Genomic DNA, 14499 nt, shown 5'->3' with positions numbered 1-14499 from the left:
CTACTCCACGGAAGAGGCTGGATTAACGGAATAAAGCTGCGCCGTGTCGGCAAGCGCGCCGGCGAAGACCATCGATCCCGCGTGGGTCGTGCGCACCCAGGGGGCGAGCCAGATACGAAAGCCTGCGTCGCGCACGCGGCGGCAAAAGGCATAGTCGTCGGACAGCAGTGCCTGGCTTTCAGGCTCGATCATCGGACAGAACAAGGCGGGTTCGACCTTGCCGACGCCATGCGCCTGCTGCTCGGCGGGATCGGGCCGAAAGACTAGCTCGGGCAAAGCGGTGCGCAGCCCTTCAAGCACGTCACGGCGGATCAGCATCATCGCGGTGCCGAGCCGCGACAGCTCGACGAGATCGGTCATCTTGAAGCTTTGCTGCGGGTTCAGGAAATGCAGCGCATAGTCGCCGGCATAGCGCGCTAGGTCGGCCGGATTATCCTTGGCCAGCCCCTGTTCGACCGCGCGCGCGACATTGCGCCAGTTGATCATGCGGCGCGGATAGGCCCCGCCGAGCACTCCGGCTTCGGCGTGCGCATCCATCGCGCGGATGAGCGAAAACACATCGTCGGGCGAAAAATCGATGTCGGCATCGACGAACAGCAGGTGCGTGCAGTCGCTCGCCAGGAACATCGCCGCCAATATGTTGCGCGCGCGCGTGATCGACGGCTGATAAAGGATGAACTCGAACCGCACCGGTACCCCCATCGCCTGCGCACGCAGCGCGAGGTCGAGCGCCGCGCGGACATAGGTGCCCTGCGCGCCCTCATAAATGGGCGTCGCCACCATCAGGCGGCAATCGGCCAGCGCGGGATCGGCTGCGGTCATCATGTCCCCTTTCCCCTCCCGTGCGCGAGAGGGGCGGCCGCTTACAGCGCGTCGCAGAAGGCCTTATAGGCCTTTGCGTCCATCAGCGCGTCGAGTTGTCCTTTGTCGGCGAGCGTCATTCGGAAGAACCAACCTTCGCCTTCGGGGTCTGAATTGACGAGCGCGGGGTCTTCCTCGAGCTGCGCATTGCCTTCGGTCACCGTCCCGTCGACGGGGGCATAGACGTCGCTTGCCGCCTTCACCGATTCGACCACTGCGGCGTCGCCGCCCTGGCTGAGTTCGGCGCCGGTGTCGGGAACTTCGACGAACACGATGTCGCCGAGCTGGCCCTGCGCAAAGTCGGTGATGCCCACCGTCGCGACGTCGCCGTCGACGTCAATCCATTCATGTTCTTCGGTGTAATAACGCGGCATCGATCAGGCTCCCTGTTTGCGCACATAGCGGTGCGGAATGAATGGCATGGCGGTGACGGTGCAGGCGACGCGCTTGCCGCGCACCTCGGCGGCGACCGCTGTGCCCGGCTCGGACAGCCCCGTCGGGACGTAACCCATGGCGATCGGCGCGCCGACGCTGGGAGCGAAGCCGCCCGACGTCACGACGCCGATTTCGGTATTGCCGTCGAACAATTTGGCGCCCTCACGCACCGGCATTTTGCCATCGACGAGCAGCCCGACGCGCTTGCGCGGGCTGCCATCGGCGAGATGACCGAGGATACGCGCCGCACCGGGAAAGCCGCCTTCCTCGCGGCGGCGCTTGCTGATCGCAAAGCCGAGGTCGCCCTCGACCGGGTCAATAGTTTCGTCGAGATCGTGGCCGTAAAGCGGCAGCCCCGCTTCGAGCCGCAGCGAGTCGCGCGCACCGAGGCCGATCGGCTTCACCTCCTCCATTGCGCACAGCGCGTCGGCGAAGCTTTCCAGCGCCGCGTTGGGCAGCGAAATCTCGAACCCGTCCTCGCCGGTATAGCCCGACCGGCTGACGCCGATCGCATGGCCGCCCCAGACCGCCGTCGCCGCCTGCATGAAGACGAGGCCTGCCGCCTCGGGCACCAGGCGCGAAAGCGCCGTCACAGCCTTGGGCCCCTGCAACGCCAGCAAGCCGTGATCGTCCTTGTGATTGAGCGTGATATGATCGGGCAGATTTTCGCGCAGATGGGCAATATCGTCCCACTTGACCGCGCCATTGACGACGATGCCGATCTGGTCGCCCTCATTGGTGACCATAAGATCATCGCGGATGCCGCCGTCGTCGTTCAGCAGCAGCGAGTAACGCATACGCCCGGGTTTCAGCGCCGAAATGTCGCCAGGGACGAGCGTTTCGAGCGCCGCGGCGGCGCCTTCGCCGCTCAGCGCGAGCTGCCCCATATGGCTGACGTCGAACAGGCCGGCATTCTCGCGCGTCCACAGATGTTCGGCCATGATGCCTTCATACTGGATCGGCATCCAGTAACCTGCAAATTCAACCATCCGCCCGCCGCGCGCACGATGCCAGCCGTCGAGCGGCAGCGTCGCTGTTTCGATCGGAATTTCGTCGTCCTCGTGCATATCGCACTCCCGTCGTTGACACGGCGCGGCGCAGCCCGGTGCCGCGCAGTCGCCATGCCCCCTCTGTCACGGGAACCTGAGAGTTTTCCTCCATCGAGCGACGGAGTTACCCCTTCGGTGGTTCCGACAACCCGCCGGAACGCTTTCCAGAGTGTCCGTTCCAGCCTGCGCGGTCCTGCTGACCTGAGAGTTTCCGGGGCGGTTGCTCCTTCGGTGGTGAGGCGCCGGTTGCCCTGCCCTCACGCTCTCCCGCGCGGCCGGTCGAATCCCTTGGCGGAACCCGACAGACACCCGAGCCTTGGCGCTGCCCCCGTGCGGAGTCAATCGGTGAGCGCGCGGATCGCGTCGTTTTCGTGGATATGCACGCCCGACCCGTTTTCGGCGGCGAGCGCCACCATCGCCGCAGCGACGCGTTCGCCTGTAATCGAGCGATAGCGGCGGAAAGACCCATGAAGCAGCGCGTCGGTGAGCGGCGCGGCGATCGTCGCCAATCCCTCGCCCAGCCGCGGCGGGCCGGGCCGGTCGCCGCGAAGCAGTCCGGGGCGGAGGAGGTCGAGCCGGTCGAACCCAAGCGCGATTAGGTCGCGCTCGGTCTCTCCCTTGGTGCGCAGATAGAAATTGCCGCTCTTTGCCGACGCGCCGACCGAGCTGATCGCGATCATATGCCGCGCCGCGCCCGCCTTCGCCCCCTCAGCGGCGGCGAGCACAAGGTCATGGTCGACCGCGCGAAAGGCGGCCTGCGATCCCGCCTGGCGAATCGTCGTGCCAAGGCAGCAGATCAGGACAGCGGGTCTTTCGGCAGCGATAAGGTCGGCCCAGCGTTCGGACGGCGCGACCACTTGCTTGTGATGCGGTGCCAGACCGTCGACCGCCCGACGCGCGACGATCGTCAGCGGCGCTGCGCCGAAGCGTTCGATCACTGCGCGTCCCACCATCCCGGTCGCACCGACGATCAGCGCGTCAGGCATGGGCGAGCGCCGCGGGGACAGCGTCGCGGCCAAAGATTTCGGCGTAACGGTCGATGGCAAAGCGATCGGTCATCCCGGCAATATAGTCGCCGATGTGCCGGTGTGTCGCGCATTCTTCGCCGGGCAGGCGCGCAGCCCAATCCTCGCCCATCAGCCGCGGGTCGGCGGCGTAGGCGGCGAAAAGATCGCCCACCACCTTGTTCGCGGCTTCGGCGGCGGCAAGCTGTTCGGGATGGTGATAGAGGTTTTTGTACATAAAACGCTTGAGATCGCGCTCGGCGGCGGCAAGTCCCGGCGAAAAGCCGCCAAGCGTGCGGCCCGCGGCGCGCACGTCGTCGGCGCTGGCGACGCCCGCGTCGGCAACATTGGCCGTCGTCGCCGCGATCACGTCGTTGACCATCACGCCGATCTGATCGCGCACGAGCTCGCGCAGCAACCGCTCGCGCGGCGCACCGGGAAAGCGCGCCTCGACCGCGCGGTAATTGGCGGCGACGAAAGGTTGTTCCATCAGCTGGTCGAGATCGAGCAGCCCGGCGCGCAGGCCATCGTCGATGTCGTGATTGTCATAGGCGATGTCGTCCGCGACCGCCGCAACCTGCGCCTCGAGGCTCGCATGGCTGAGCAGTTCGAGTGTAAAATCGGCGTCGATCGCCGCCAGCGCCCAGCCGGGATGCTTTACCGGACCATTGTGCTTCGCCAGCCCCTCGAGCGTTTCCCACGACAGATTGAGCCCGTCGAACATCGGATAGGGGCATTCGAGGCACGCCAGCGTGCGCAGCGTATGCCCGTTATGATCGAAGCCGCCATGCCCCCGCATCGCGGCCTTCAGCGCATCCTCGCCCGCATGGCCGAACGGCGGATGGCCGATGTCGTGCGCCAGACACAAGGCTTCGGTCAGATCCTCGTTGAGCCCCAACGCGCGGGCGATGCCGCGGCCGATCTGCGCCACCTCGATACTGTGGGTCAGGCGGACGCGATAGTGATCGCCGTCGGGGGCGATAAAGACCTGCGTCTTGTGGCGCAGGCGACGGAAGGCGATCGAGTGAATGATGCGGTCGCGGTCGCGCTGGAACGCATCGCGCGGCCCGCGTACGACGCGGCCCGATTCCAGATGGCGCCGCCCGCGGCTCTGCGCCGGGTCGCTGGCGCAGCGCGCGACGCTCACTTGATCGGTTCGACGATCTCGCCGACCTCGCTGTTGAAGAGGAATCCGTCGCCTTCGGCCTTCTTATAGTCGGCAAGCCAGTCCTGCGCCGCCTTGCGGTTCGCGAACGGACCAACCAGCAGCCGCCGGGTCTGGCCCCATTCGGCCGTCGCGCCCGTCTTGCCCTTGAACAGCGCGGCGTTGCGCTTCGCGAAGCGGTTATAATCGAAGGCAAGCGCCTTTATATTAGCGCCGGTCGCGATCTGGACCCAGATGCGCGCGGGATACGCCTTTTTCTTCGCCGCCTCTTCCTTGGCCTTGGCATCGGCTTCGGCCTTTGCCTTCGCGGCAGCTTCGTCCTTGGCACGCTTCGCCGCTTCGGCGGCTTCGGCCTTGCGCTTGTCTTCGAGCAGTTTCGCAAGCGTGTCGGCGCCGATCGCACCGTCAGAAGGTGCCAGCTCTTCGGCAGGAATCTCGATCGATCCGACGATGTCGGCAAGCGAAGCGAGCGGCGGCGAGGCAGCCGCGGGCGCTGCGGCCGTAGCGGAGGCCGTCGGCGCCGGCTTGACGTCGGCGATCGAAAAGCCCGGACCGATCGGCTCTTTCACCACAGCAGCTGGCGGAGTCGGTGCGGGCGGGGGCGTTTCAATGCGGGGGCGAGCGGGCGGCAATGCGGCGGGCGGCGGCGTCGGCTTGGGGACAGGCTTGGCGGCCGCGGGCGCGGGAGTTGGCGCACTCCGAACCGGGGGAGGCGTCGGCGCAGGTTTTGGTGTTGCGGCAGCGACCTGCACGAGCCGCTGCGCCGCGGCGGGCTGACTGCTCGGGAAACGACCGAAATGCGCCGCCGCCGCCTTTTGCGCGGGGTTGAGCCGGTCCATCTGCGTCAGATAAGGCAGGATGTTCGCGGCCATCGGTGCAGGCATCGTGGCGTTGACGATATCGCTTGCTTCCTGATCGCGGCCGTTCATCGCGAGGATCATTGCGCGAAGGCGCCATGCGCTGCGATCCTGTGCACGCAGTTGCGGCGTCAGCAGCTGAATGGCCCGATCGGGCTGGCCGCTGATGCCCAGCGACAGGGCGTACCGACGCGTCAGCTCGTCGTTGGGAGTGATCGTCAGCGCAACCTGATAATCGCGCTGTGCCGCATCCTGCTGTCCCAGCAGATCGCGCGCGAGACCCCGATCGGCCAGAAAAAACCGTTCCTGCGCGCCCAGCAACTGCGCCTCGCCGAAATAATCGAGCGCGCGCGTCGGGTTCTCCATATGCACCATCGCCGAACCGAGCGCCGCCTTGACCGCACCGTCGCGCGGGCTCGCCTGCTCGGCACGGGTAAGAAAGCTGAGCGCAGCGCGATAATCCTCGAGCTCGATCGACGCGCGCCCGGCGTCGAGTAGCGCGGAAGTATCGTTGGCGTTCGACGCAAGGCGCGCGAGCGACGACGATAAGAGCGTGCGCGCCGCGGTGCGCTTCTCCATGGCCGCGCGCGTTGCCGCGTCGGGCGCCGCCGCCTGCATCGCCTGCACCGCGGGACCGCTGATCGTCCCCAGCAACAGCGCAGCGAACGCGCCCACGTAACGCCGTGCGCGCGCGGGCTTCGCCGTCAATTTCGCTTGCCGCATGGGCAAATCATCCCGTTTCCGGCCTGCCATGTCCGGCGGTCGGCCGTCCGAAAGCCCTGTTACTGGTTGTTCTGCCGCCCCAGGAAACGCGGAATATCGACCGCATCGTCCGTGCCGCCATCGCCCTCGCCCGGTGTATTCGCACCGCGCGACAGGCGCGACATACGCTCGAACAATGTACCGCCGCTAACCGGACGCGCGGCCGGTTCGGCCGGAACTGGACCAGGAGCAGGCGTCGGCGCCGCCGGGGCATCGAGCACAAGTTCGTCGGCGGTGTCGTCATAGGTCGCGGCGACCTGCGACAATTCCATCGGCTCTTCCTCGGCGGGAGCAGCCGCCACAGGTTCGGCCGCATCGCCCAGCGAGAAACCGGGCGTCGGGTCAACGTCCTGCGCCACCGGCGGCGCTTCGGCGACAGGCTCTTCCTGTACCGCGGGTTCGACGACGTCCTCAGCCACCGGTGCGGGCGCCGCGGCGCGGGCCGGGGCGAAGGAGAAGCTGCGCGTCGCCGGAGCGGCCTGCGACTGTTCGCCCGTCCCGTCGATGCCGGTCGCGACGACCGAGACGCGGATCTTGCCGTCGAGGCTGTCGTTGAACGCGCTGCCCCAAATGATGTTCGCGTCGGGATCGACCAGCTCGCGGATATGGTTCGCGGCCTCGTCGACTTCCATCAGGCGCATGTCCTCGCCGCCGGTGATCGAAATGATGACGCCCTTCGCGCCCGCCATCGACACGCCGTCGAGCAGCGGGTTGGCGATCGCTTTCTGCGCCGCTTCCAGCGCGCGGCCGTCGCCTTCGGCTTCGCCGGTGCCCATCATCGCCTTGCCCATTTCGCGCATCACGCTGCGCACGTCGGCAAAGTCGAGGTTGATGAGGCCGGGCATGACCATCAGGTCGGTGATGCCGCGCACGCCCTGCTGGAGCACTTCATCCGCCATGGTGAAGGCTTCTTTGAAAGTCGTGTTCGGGTTCGCGACAAGGAACAGATTCTGGTTCGGAATGACGATCAGCGTGTCGACATGGTCCTGAAGCTCCGCGATCCCCGCATCGGCCGAGCGCATCCGCCGCGCGCCTTCGAACATGAAGGGCTTGGTCACAACGCCGACGGTCAGGATGCCGCGGTCGCGCGCCGCCTTGGCGATCACGGGCGCCGCGCCGGTGCCGGTGCCGCCGCCCATGCCGGCCGCGACGAAGCACATATGCGCGCCGTTCAGCGCCTCTTCGACCTGCGCGATGCTTTCCTCGGCCGCCGCACGTCCGACCTCGGGCCGCGAACCCGCGCCCAGCCCCTGGGTGATCTGCGTCCCCAGCTGAATGCGCCGTTCGGCGGGCGATGCGTTCAGCGCCTGCGCGTCGGTGTTGGCGACGATGAAATCGACGCCTTCGACGCGCGCGGCGATCATATTGGCGATGGCATTGCCGCCCGCGCCACCGACGCCGATCACCGCGATCCGCGGCTTCAGCTCGTCGACCTGCGGCGGGCCAATGTTGATGCTCATCAAAATGTCTCCCTGCAGCGGCGGACAGGTGCCGCTTCCCCAACCTTGCGACCCGGTCGGGCGGTAGTCCGTCCGCCCGGTTTCCTGTCACCGCATTGCACTATTGTGACGCCGGAATCATCCAAAAAATTAACCTTTTCGTCGCGTATACATCAAAAACTGCTTTTCAGCGCCGCCATCAACCGATGCAGGATCGATGTGCCCGCCGGCTTGTACACGTCCTGCGCCATCATCGGCAGATCGCGCAGGTCGACAGGGTCCGACGCGGCATAGAGAACCAGACCCGCGAGCGTCGCGAAAGCGGGGCCGCTGTGCGCATCGGGCAGGCCGTGCAAGCCGCGCGGCCGCCCGACGCGCGCAGCGCGGCCCAGCGCGCTCTGCGTATAGTCGGCGATGCCTTTAAGGTCGGCGCCGCCGCCGACGAGCACCACCTGACGCCCGATCGGACCTACGAAATGCAGGTCTTTGAGCGTCCGGCCGATCTCCCCCATCATCGCGTCGAGCCGCTGGCGGATCACCGACACAAGCTGCGCGCGCGTGATCCGCGGTGAATCGCCGCCCGCGGGGGCGCCGGGTTCCAGCTCAATAATCTCGTTATTGTCGCGCGGACTGGCGGAGGCTGAGCCATAAAAGCTCTGGAGCCGCTGCGCCTGGCTGCGCCGGATGCCAAAGGCCGAGGCGATGTCGTCGGTAATGTCGCTGGCGCCGAAGGGCAGCGACGCCATTTCGACGAGCATCCCGCCGGCATAGAGCGAGACGGTCGTCACCGCGGCGCCGAGCTCGACGAGCGCAACACCCAGGTCGCGCTCCTCGTCCGAAAGGCAGGCGAGCCCCGCCGCGATCGGTGAGGCAACGACCGCGTTGACGTCGAGATGCGCCTGCCGCACCGCCGACTCAAGATTACGCACGGGCGCGCCGTCGGCCATGATGATGTGAATATCGACGCCCAGCCGGTCGGCGTGGAGGCCGATCGGGTTCTTGACCCCGGTCAGCCCGTCGAGCGTGTAGAGCGCGGGCTGCGCATGGAGGATCATGCGGCCTTCGGGATCGATCCCCGCGCGGCCCGCAGCGAGCAGGTCGTCAATGTCCTCCTGTTCGATGCGATGCCCGCCCAGCTCGCTTTCGATCGGCGCGACGTCGCTCAAAAGGCTGCCCGCCGAAAAAGCGACCCAGACGTCATCGATGTTGAGGCCCGCGATGCGTTCGGCCTGCTCGATCGCCTCGCGCACGACATGCTCGGTCTGCTCCATGTCGGCGACATAGCCGCGCTGGACGCCGCGGCTCTCGCGCTGGCCGGTACCAAGCACATGCAGCTGGCCGTCGGCGGTCTGCCCCGCGATCAGCGCGCAGACCTTCCACGACCCGACATCGAGTGCGGTGATGATCTTTTCGATCCGCGGCGGCGCCATCTTTTATCCCTCGTTCGACTGGCTGACGGCGACCGCGTCCACCGCCGCGCGCGCGTCGTCGAGCTTCGCGGGCGCGACCTGCCCCTCGTGCGGCAGGCGCAGCACGAAACGCGCGGGATCGCGCATGTCGAAGCGAAGGATGCCGCGGCCGAGCAGGCGGTTGGCGCCGTCCATATGCGCGAATTTGGCGAGTGCCGCCTTCGCCGCCTCCTCGCCTTCGGGCAGCGACAGCGTCTCGCCGCTGCGGAAGCGCAAATCCCAGCGGCGGTTGCCCACCCACGTCGCGCCCGCGAGCAATTCCTTGAGGCTGCTTGCTTCGGATAAGAGACGCGCCAAATCCTGCGAGCGCTGGTTCGCCTTGGGCCCGATCACCAGCGGCAAGTCGGGCATCGTCGCGACAGTGACGGGTTCGAGCACCACGCCCTTTTCGTCGATCAACGACAGGCGATTATTGTGCTGCCAGATCGCGGCGGGGGTGCGTTCTACGATATCGACCACCAGCGTGTCGGGCAGGCGCCGCGACACGCGCGCATCCTTGATCCAGCCATATTGCATCAGGTCGCCGCGCACATCTTCCAGATCGACCGCCGCCATCGAGCGGTCCTTCTGCGCGAGCGCGATGTCATAGACTTTCAGCCGGTCGATCCGGTCGGCGCCGACAACCTCGACCTTTTTGACCTGAAACCCCGCGCGACCGACCGCCTGCGCATATTCCTCGTGGATCTTCGCAGTCACGCCCGTTGCGTGCGCCGCCAGACCCGCCACCGCGAACAGGCTGATGGCGACCGTCCAGTTGGCAATCTTTTGCAGTCGCTGCGGACTGATCGGCAGCGCGTTGATGATCGCGTTGAGGCGCGAGGTTTGCACCTTGCGCCGTTTCTTCGGCCCGCGCGCGGGCCGCCGCGGCGGCGCCTTGGCGCGCTTGATCTTGGTACTGCTCATGCCAGCGCCTCCCCCACGATGCGTTCGACAAGCTCGGCATAATCCATGCCGACCGCGCGCCCCTGTTCGGGCACCAGGCTGAGCGGCGTCATGCCCGGCTGCGTATTGACTTCGAGCAGGAAGATGCCTGCGAGGCCATGCTCGTCGTCCCAGCGGAAATCGGAGCGCGAAGCGCCTTTGCAGCCGAGCAGGCGGTGCGCCTGAAGCGCCAGATCCTTCATCCGCTGCGCCACGTCGCCCGGCACATCGGCGGGGCAAACATGCTCGGTCAGCCCGTCGGTATATTTGGCGTCATAGTCATAGAAGCCCGACTTGACGCGGAGTTCGGTGACGGCCAGCGCCGTGTCGCCGAGCACTGCGACGGTCAGCTCGCGCCCCTTGATGAACGGTTCGGCGAGCAGGCGATCGAACTCCTGCCAGGGGCCAACCGCTTCGCGCGAAATGGGATTGCCGTAATTGCTGTCGTCCTTGACGATCGCGACGCCGACCGACGATCCTTCGTTGACGGGCTTCAGCACATAGGGACGCGGCAGAGGATCGACTGTGAACAGGCTTTCGCTGTCGACCATCGTCCCCGTCGGCATAGGGATTCCATGCGGCACCAATGCTTGTTTCGTCAACTCCTTGTCGATCGCGATCACCGAGGTGACGAGCCCGCTGTGGGTGTATTTCAGCCCCATCAGGTCGAGCATCCCCTGCACCGTTCCGTCCTCGCCGGGAACGCCGTGGAGGGCGTTGAAAACGACATCGGGCTTGGCCTCCGCCAGCCGCAGCGCGACGTCGCGGCCCATATCGATGCGCGTGACCTTGTGCCCGCGGCTTTCCAGCGCGTCGGCGACCCCATTGCCGCTCATCAGCGACACCTCGCGCTCGGCGGACCAGCCGCCCATCAGGACGGCGACATGCCAGGGGCCGCGGGTCACTTCATCACTCCCACGCGCTGTATTTCCCATTGCAATTCGATACCGCTCTTCGCTTTGACGCGGCGGCGAACTTCCTCGCCGAGTGCCTCAATGTCTGCGCTCGTCGCGTCGCCGGTGTTGATCAGGAAATTGGTGTGCTTTTCGCTGACCTGGGCGCCGCCGACCGCGAGTCCGCGGCACCCGGCCTCGTCGACGAGCTGCCAGGCCTTGTACCCGTCGGGGTTCTTGAAGGTCGACCCGCCGGTCTTCGAACGCAGCGGCTGCGAGGCCTCGCGGCTGGCCGAGATGCGGTCCATTTCGGCCTGAATCGCCGTGGGTTCGCCGGGGCGCCCGCGGAAAGTTGCGGCGACGACGACTGCGCCCTCGGGCAGTTCGCTGTGGCGATAGGTGTAGCCAAGGTCGGCGAGCGTGAGCGTGCGGCGCTCGCCCGAGCGCAGAACGACCTCGCAATCGACCAATATATCCTTGACCTCGCCGCCATAGGCCCCGCCGTTCATGCGCACGAAACCGCCGACGGTGCCGGGGATCGAGCGCAGGAACTCCATCCCTGCGATGCCCGCGTCGCGCGCGGTCGAGGACACGAGAATGCCCGATGCGCCGCCGCCGCAGCGCAAGGTGGTTTCATCGATCGCTTCGACTTTCGCGAAAGCCTTGCCAAGCCGGACGACGACGCCCGGAAAGCCGCCGTCGCGGACGATCAGGTTCGACCCGAGGCCGAGCGCAATCACCGGCACGGCGGGGCCCAGATCGCGCAGGAAATCGGCGAGATCACCAGCATCCTGGGGCTCGAACAGCCAGTCGGCGGCGCCGCCCGACTTGAACCAGACGAGCGGGGCAAGCGGGGCGTTGGGCGTAAGTTTGCCGCGAACGATGGGGAGGGTGGCAACGCTCACGCCATATTCCCCTTCCCGTTTGCATCGAGCGAAGTCGAGAAGCGTCTGGCGCTGTGCTGGCGTGTCTCGACTTCGCTCGACACAAACGGAAGGATGAGCATAATGCGGGGCGAAAGCAGGATCACTTCGCCGCCTCCACCGCGCTCGCCAGCCCAGCCGCCATCTTGGTGATGTCGCCCGCGCCAAGGCAGATGATCATATCGCCCGCGCCCAGATCGCCTGTCTTGATGCCATCCGCGATGCTCGCAGCAAGCGCTTTGGCGTCCGCCACAACATTCGCTTGCCGATGCCCGCGATCGCGCAACCCCGCGACGAGCGCGTCGGACGACACGCCCTCGATCGGCGCCTCACCCGCCGCATAGACGGGCAGCGCGAGCACCATGTCGGCGTCGTTAAACGCCTGCTGGAAATCGTCCATATGATCGCGAAGGCGCGTGAAGCGGTGCGGCTGGACGACCGCGACCACACGCCCGGCGCCGGCGCCCTCGCGGGCTGCCGACAGGACGGCACGGATTTCAACCGGATGGTGAGCATAATCGTCGATCACGGTGACGACGCCCGCGCCCGTCGCGATTTCGCCAACCTTGGTGAAGCGGCGTTTGACGCCGGCAAAACCGTTGAACCCCGACGCAATCTTTTCGTCGCTGACGCCCATATGCAGCGCGACCGCGACGGCAGCGAGCGCATTCTGGACATTGTGGCGCCCCGACATCGGCAAATGGATGCCCTCGATAGTCCGGCTGTTCCCGTCGCGGTCGCGCACCACAACGTCGAAGCGGTTGCCGTCGGGGCCGGGCGTCACATTGGTGCCGCGCACGTCCGCTTGGGCTGAAAAGCCATAGGTGACGATGCGGCGGTCGCGAATGCGCGGGATGATCGCCTGCACCTCGGGATGGTCGAGGCACAGCATCGCCGCGCCGTAAAAGGGGACGTTCTCGATAAACTCGACGAAGGCGTCCTTGATCGCATCGAAGCTGCCATAATGGTCGAGATGTTCGGGATCGATGTTGGTGACGACCGCGATCGTCCCGTCGAGCCGCAGGAAGCTGCCGTCGCTCTCGTCGGCCTCGACCACCATCCAGTCCGACGCGCCGAGGCGCGCGTTCGAACCGTAATTGTTGATGATGCCGCCGTTGATCACCGTCGGGTCGATCCCGCCCGCGTCGAGCAGCGCCGCGACCAGGCTGGTCGTGGTCGTCTTGCCATGCGTCCCTGCGATGGCGACGGTCGACTTGAGCCGCATCAGCTCGGCGAGCATTTCGGCGCGGCGGACGAGCGGGATGCGCTGTGCGAGCGCGGCCTCGACCTCAGGATTGCCGCGCTTGACCGCGGTCGAGGTGACGACCACCGCGACGCCGTCGACGTTCGCGGCGTCATGACCGATTGCGACCTTGATTCCGCGCTTGCGCAGACCTTCGATGACATAGCCGTCGGCGATGTCGCTGCCCTGCACCTGATAGCCAAGGTTGTGCATCACCTCGGCGATCCCCGACATGCCGATGCCGCCGATGCCGATGAAGTGGATGGTGCCGATGTCGGTTGCAACGCCGCGCATCAGTTCGCCTCCCGCCGCGCGGCCGCGGTGCCGCGCGCCGACGCACGCTGCGCCGACGCGCCGACGCGGATCACGTCCATCATCGGCGGCGCCGCAAAGGATTCGACCAGATCGGCCAGGTCGCGCGTCGCGTCGGGAAGTCCGCAGCTCGCGGCGCGTTCGGCGGCCTCTTCGAGCGCGCCGGGCTCCAGCGCCATGCGCTGAATATGCTTGGCAACCTCGGCGGGGGTAAAATCGGGCTGCGCGAACGAAATCGCCCCGCCCGCCTCGACCAGATCGACGACATTATAGGTCTGGTGATCGTCCATCGCGCTTGGATAGGGCACGAAGATTGCGGGTCGCCCGGCGCACGCCAGCTCGGCGACGGTCGAAGCGCCTGCGCGCGCGATCACCATATGCGCCCAGCGCAGCCGTTCGGGGAAATCCTTGATGTACGGAGCGCATTCGGCGGCAACGCCAAGTTCGGCATATTTGGCGCGCACCGTTTCCAGATCGGCCTCGCGGCACTGCTGAACGACCTGCAACCGGTCGAGCAGCGCGCGCGGCAGCATGGCGATTGCCGCGGGGACAACCTCGCTGAGCACGGTCGCGCCCAGGCTGCCCCCGACCACGAGCAGGCGGACGATGCCGTCCTCGGGCAGAGGCGGAAAGCCATCGTCGCGGATCGCCACAATCTCGTCGCGCACCGGGTTGCCGGTGATATGTTTCTTCAGTTCGTGTCCCGCCGGGTAGCGCTGGATGTTACGATAGGCGACCGCCACTGCATCGACGCGCGGCGCCATCAGCCGGTTGACGCGGCCCAGCACGGCATTCTGCTCGTGCAGCACGCGCGGCCGCTTCGTCGCCCCTGCCGCGAGCAGGCTGGGCAGCGAAGGGTAGCCGCCAAAACCGACGACGACCGCCGGGTCGAATTCGTTGATCAGTTCGATCGCTTGTGCGCGCCCCTTGCGGATCGCCAGCGCCCCTTTCAGCCAACCAAGCGGCCCGCCCGACGCGCGCCCGGCGGGCAGGACGTGCGTTTCCAACTCGGCGGGCGCGCCCGGTATCTTGAGCCCGCGATCGTCGCTGACCAGCGCGACGCGGTGCCCGCGCGCGATGAGTTCGGCCGCCAGCGCATAGGCAGGAAGCATATGTCCGCCGGTGCCGCCGGCGGCGAGGAGAAAGTGGCGCGTTGCGGTCATGCG

At 66.8% G+C, this 14499-nt stretch carries 13 protein-coding genes and 2 riboswitches; all 13 genes read right to left on the bottom strand.

Annotated features, from left to right (window positions below):
- Nucleotides 1-822 carry a hypothetical protein gene (locus VSX77_RS12905; protein WP_338425016.1) on the bottom strand — a complete coding sequence of 274 codons (822 nt, stop codon included), beginning with the start codon at nucleotides 820-822 and terminating at the stop codon, nucleotides 1-3.
- Between the two features lie 41 nt (nucleotides 823-863).
- Nucleotides 864-1235: a glycine cleavage system protein GcvH gene (gene gcvH / locus VSX77_RS12900; protein WP_338425015.1), complete on the bottom strand. Its 372-nt coding sequence runs from the start codon at nucleotides 1233-1235 to the stop codon at nucleotides 864-866.
- Nucleotides 1236-1238: 3 nt separating this feature from the next.
- Entirely contained in the window at nucleotides 1239-2363 is a 1125-nt protein-coding gene (gene gcvT, locus VSX77_RS12895) for a glycine cleavage system aminomethyltransferase GcvT (RefSeq protein ID WP_338425014.1), read from the bottom strand.
- Nucleotides 2364-2416: 53 nt separating this feature from the next.
- Nucleotides 2417-2523: riboswitch (glycine riboswitch) on the bottom strand.
- A riboswitch (glycine riboswitch) is annotated at nucleotides 2524-2625 on the bottom strand.
- A 58-nt stretch (nucleotides 2626-2683) separates the two neighbouring features.
- On the bottom strand, nucleotides 2684-3331 hold the full coding sequence (locus VSX77_RS12890; RefSeq protein WP_338425013.1) for an NAD-dependent dehydratase: 648 nt from the start codon (nucleotides 3329-3331) through the stop codon (nucleotides 2684-2686).
- Nucleotides 3324-4496 carry a deoxyguanosinetriphosphate triphosphohydrolase gene (locus tag VSX77_RS12885; protein WP_338425012.1) on the bottom strand — a complete coding sequence of 391 codons (1173 nt, stop codon included), beginning with the start codon at nucleotides 4494-4496 and terminating at the stop codon, nucleotides 3324-3326. The genes VSX77_RS12890 and VSX77_RS12885 overlap by 8 nt, the downstream gene beginning before the upstream one ends.
- Complete coding sequence (locus VSX77_RS12880) at nucleotides 4493-6094, bottom strand: tetratricopeptide repeat protein (RefSeq protein WP_338425011.1); 1602 nt, start codon at nucleotides 6092-6094, stop codon at nucleotides 4493-4495. The genes VSX77_RS12885 and VSX77_RS12880 overlap by 4 nt, the downstream gene beginning before the upstream one ends.
- Before the next feature lie 59 nt (nucleotides 6095-6153).
- A complete protein-coding gene (gene ftsZ / locus VSX77_RS12875) occupies nucleotides 6154-7593 on the bottom strand; it encodes a cell division protein FtsZ (protein WP_338425010.1) in 1440 nt (479 codons plus the stop codon).
- 152 nt (nucleotides 7594-7745) lie between these two features.
- A complete protein-coding gene (gene ftsA, locus VSX77_RS12870; protein ID WP_338425009.1) occupies nucleotides 7746-9002 on the bottom strand; it encodes a cell division protein FtsA in 1257 nt (418 codons plus the stop codon).
- A 3-nt stretch (nucleotides 9003-9005) separates the two neighbouring features.
- Nucleotides 9006-9944, bottom strand: a complete 939-nt coding sequence (locus VSX77_RS12865; protein WP_338425008.1) for a cell division protein FtsQ/DivIB — start codon at nucleotides 9942-9944, stop codon at nucleotides 9006-9008.
- Nucleotides 9941-10867 carry a D-alanine--D-alanine ligase gene (locus VSX77_RS12860; RefSeq protein WP_338425007.1) on the bottom strand — a complete coding sequence of 309 codons (927 nt, stop codon included), beginning with the start codon at nucleotides 10865-10867 and terminating at the stop codon, nucleotides 9941-9943. The genes VSX77_RS12865 and VSX77_RS12860 overlap by 4 nt, the downstream gene beginning before the upstream one ends.
- Nucleotides 10864-11760: a UDP-N-acetylmuramate dehydrogenase gene (murB, locus tag VSX77_RS12855; protein ID WP_338425006.1), complete on the bottom strand. Its 897-nt coding sequence runs from the start codon at nucleotides 11758-11760 to the stop codon at nucleotides 10864-10866. The genes VSX77_RS12860 and murB overlap by 4 nt, the downstream gene beginning before the upstream one ends.
- A gap of 121 nt (nucleotides 11761-11881) precedes the next feature.
- A complete protein-coding gene (murC, locus tag VSX77_RS12850; protein ID WP_338425005.1) occupies nucleotides 11882-13315 on the bottom strand; it encodes a UDP-N-acetylmuramate--L-alanine ligase in 1434 nt (477 codons plus the stop codon).
- Entirely contained in the window at nucleotides 13315-14496 is a 1182-nt protein-coding gene (gene murG, locus VSX77_RS12845) for an undecaprenyldiphospho-muramoylpentapeptide beta-N-acetylglucosaminyltransferase (protein ID WP_338425004.1), read from the bottom strand. The genes murC and murG overlap by 1 nt, the downstream gene beginning before the upstream one ends.
- Nucleotides 14497-14499: the final 3 nt, after the last annotated feature.

The organism is Sphingopyxis sp. TUF1, from assembly GCF_036687315.1.
GTDB lineage: Bacteria > Pseudomonadota > Alphaproteobacteria > Sphingomonadales > Sphingomonadaceae > Sphingopyxis > Sphingopyxis kveilinensis.
The sequence above is the reverse complement of the archived record's forward strand: the minus strand, read 5'-3'. Positions and strand labels throughout refer to the sequence as shown.

Excerpts from the sequence above, each read along its gene's own strand:
- ftsA (WP_338425009.1), bottom strand. The coding sequence starts at position 9,002 with ATGGCGCCGCCGCGGATCGAAAAGATCATCACCGCACTCGATGTCGGG.
- gcvT (WP_338425014.1), bottom strand. The coding sequence starts at position 2,363 with ATGCACGAGGACGACGAAATTCCGATCGAAACAGCGACGCTGCCGCTC.
- murC (WP_338425005.1), bottom strand. The coding sequence starts at position 13,315 with ATGCGCGGCGTTGCAACCGACATCGGCACCATCCACTTCATCGGCATC.
- VSX77_RS12880 (WP_338425011.1), bottom strand. The coding sequence starts at position 6,094 with ATGCGGCAAGCGAAATTGACGGCGAAGCCCGCGCGCGCACGGCGTTAC.
- murG (WP_338425004.1), bottom strand. The coding sequence starts at position 14,496 with ATGACCGCAACGCGCCACTTTCTCCTCGCCGCCGGCGGCACCGGCGGA.
- VSX77_RS12865 (WP_338425008.1), bottom strand. The coding sequence starts at position 9,944 with ATGAGCAGTACCAAGATCAAGCGCGCCAAGGCGCCGCCGCGGCGGCCC.
- VSX77_RS12905 (WP_338425016.1), bottom strand. The coding sequence starts at position 822 with ATGACCGCAGCCGATCCCGCGCTGGCCGATTGCCGCCTGATGGTGGCG.
- ftsZ (WP_338425010.1), bottom strand. The coding sequence starts at position 7,593 with ATGAGCATCAACATTGGCCCGCCGCAGGTCGACGAGCTGAAGCCGCGG.
- gcvH (WP_338425015.1), bottom strand. The coding sequence starts at position 1,235 with ATGCCGCGTTATTACACCGAAGAACATGAATGGATTGACGTCGACGGC.
- VSX77_RS12890 (WP_338425013.1), bottom strand. The coding sequence starts at position 3,331 with ATGCCTGACGCGCTGATCGTCGGTGCGACCGGGATGGTGGGACGCGCA.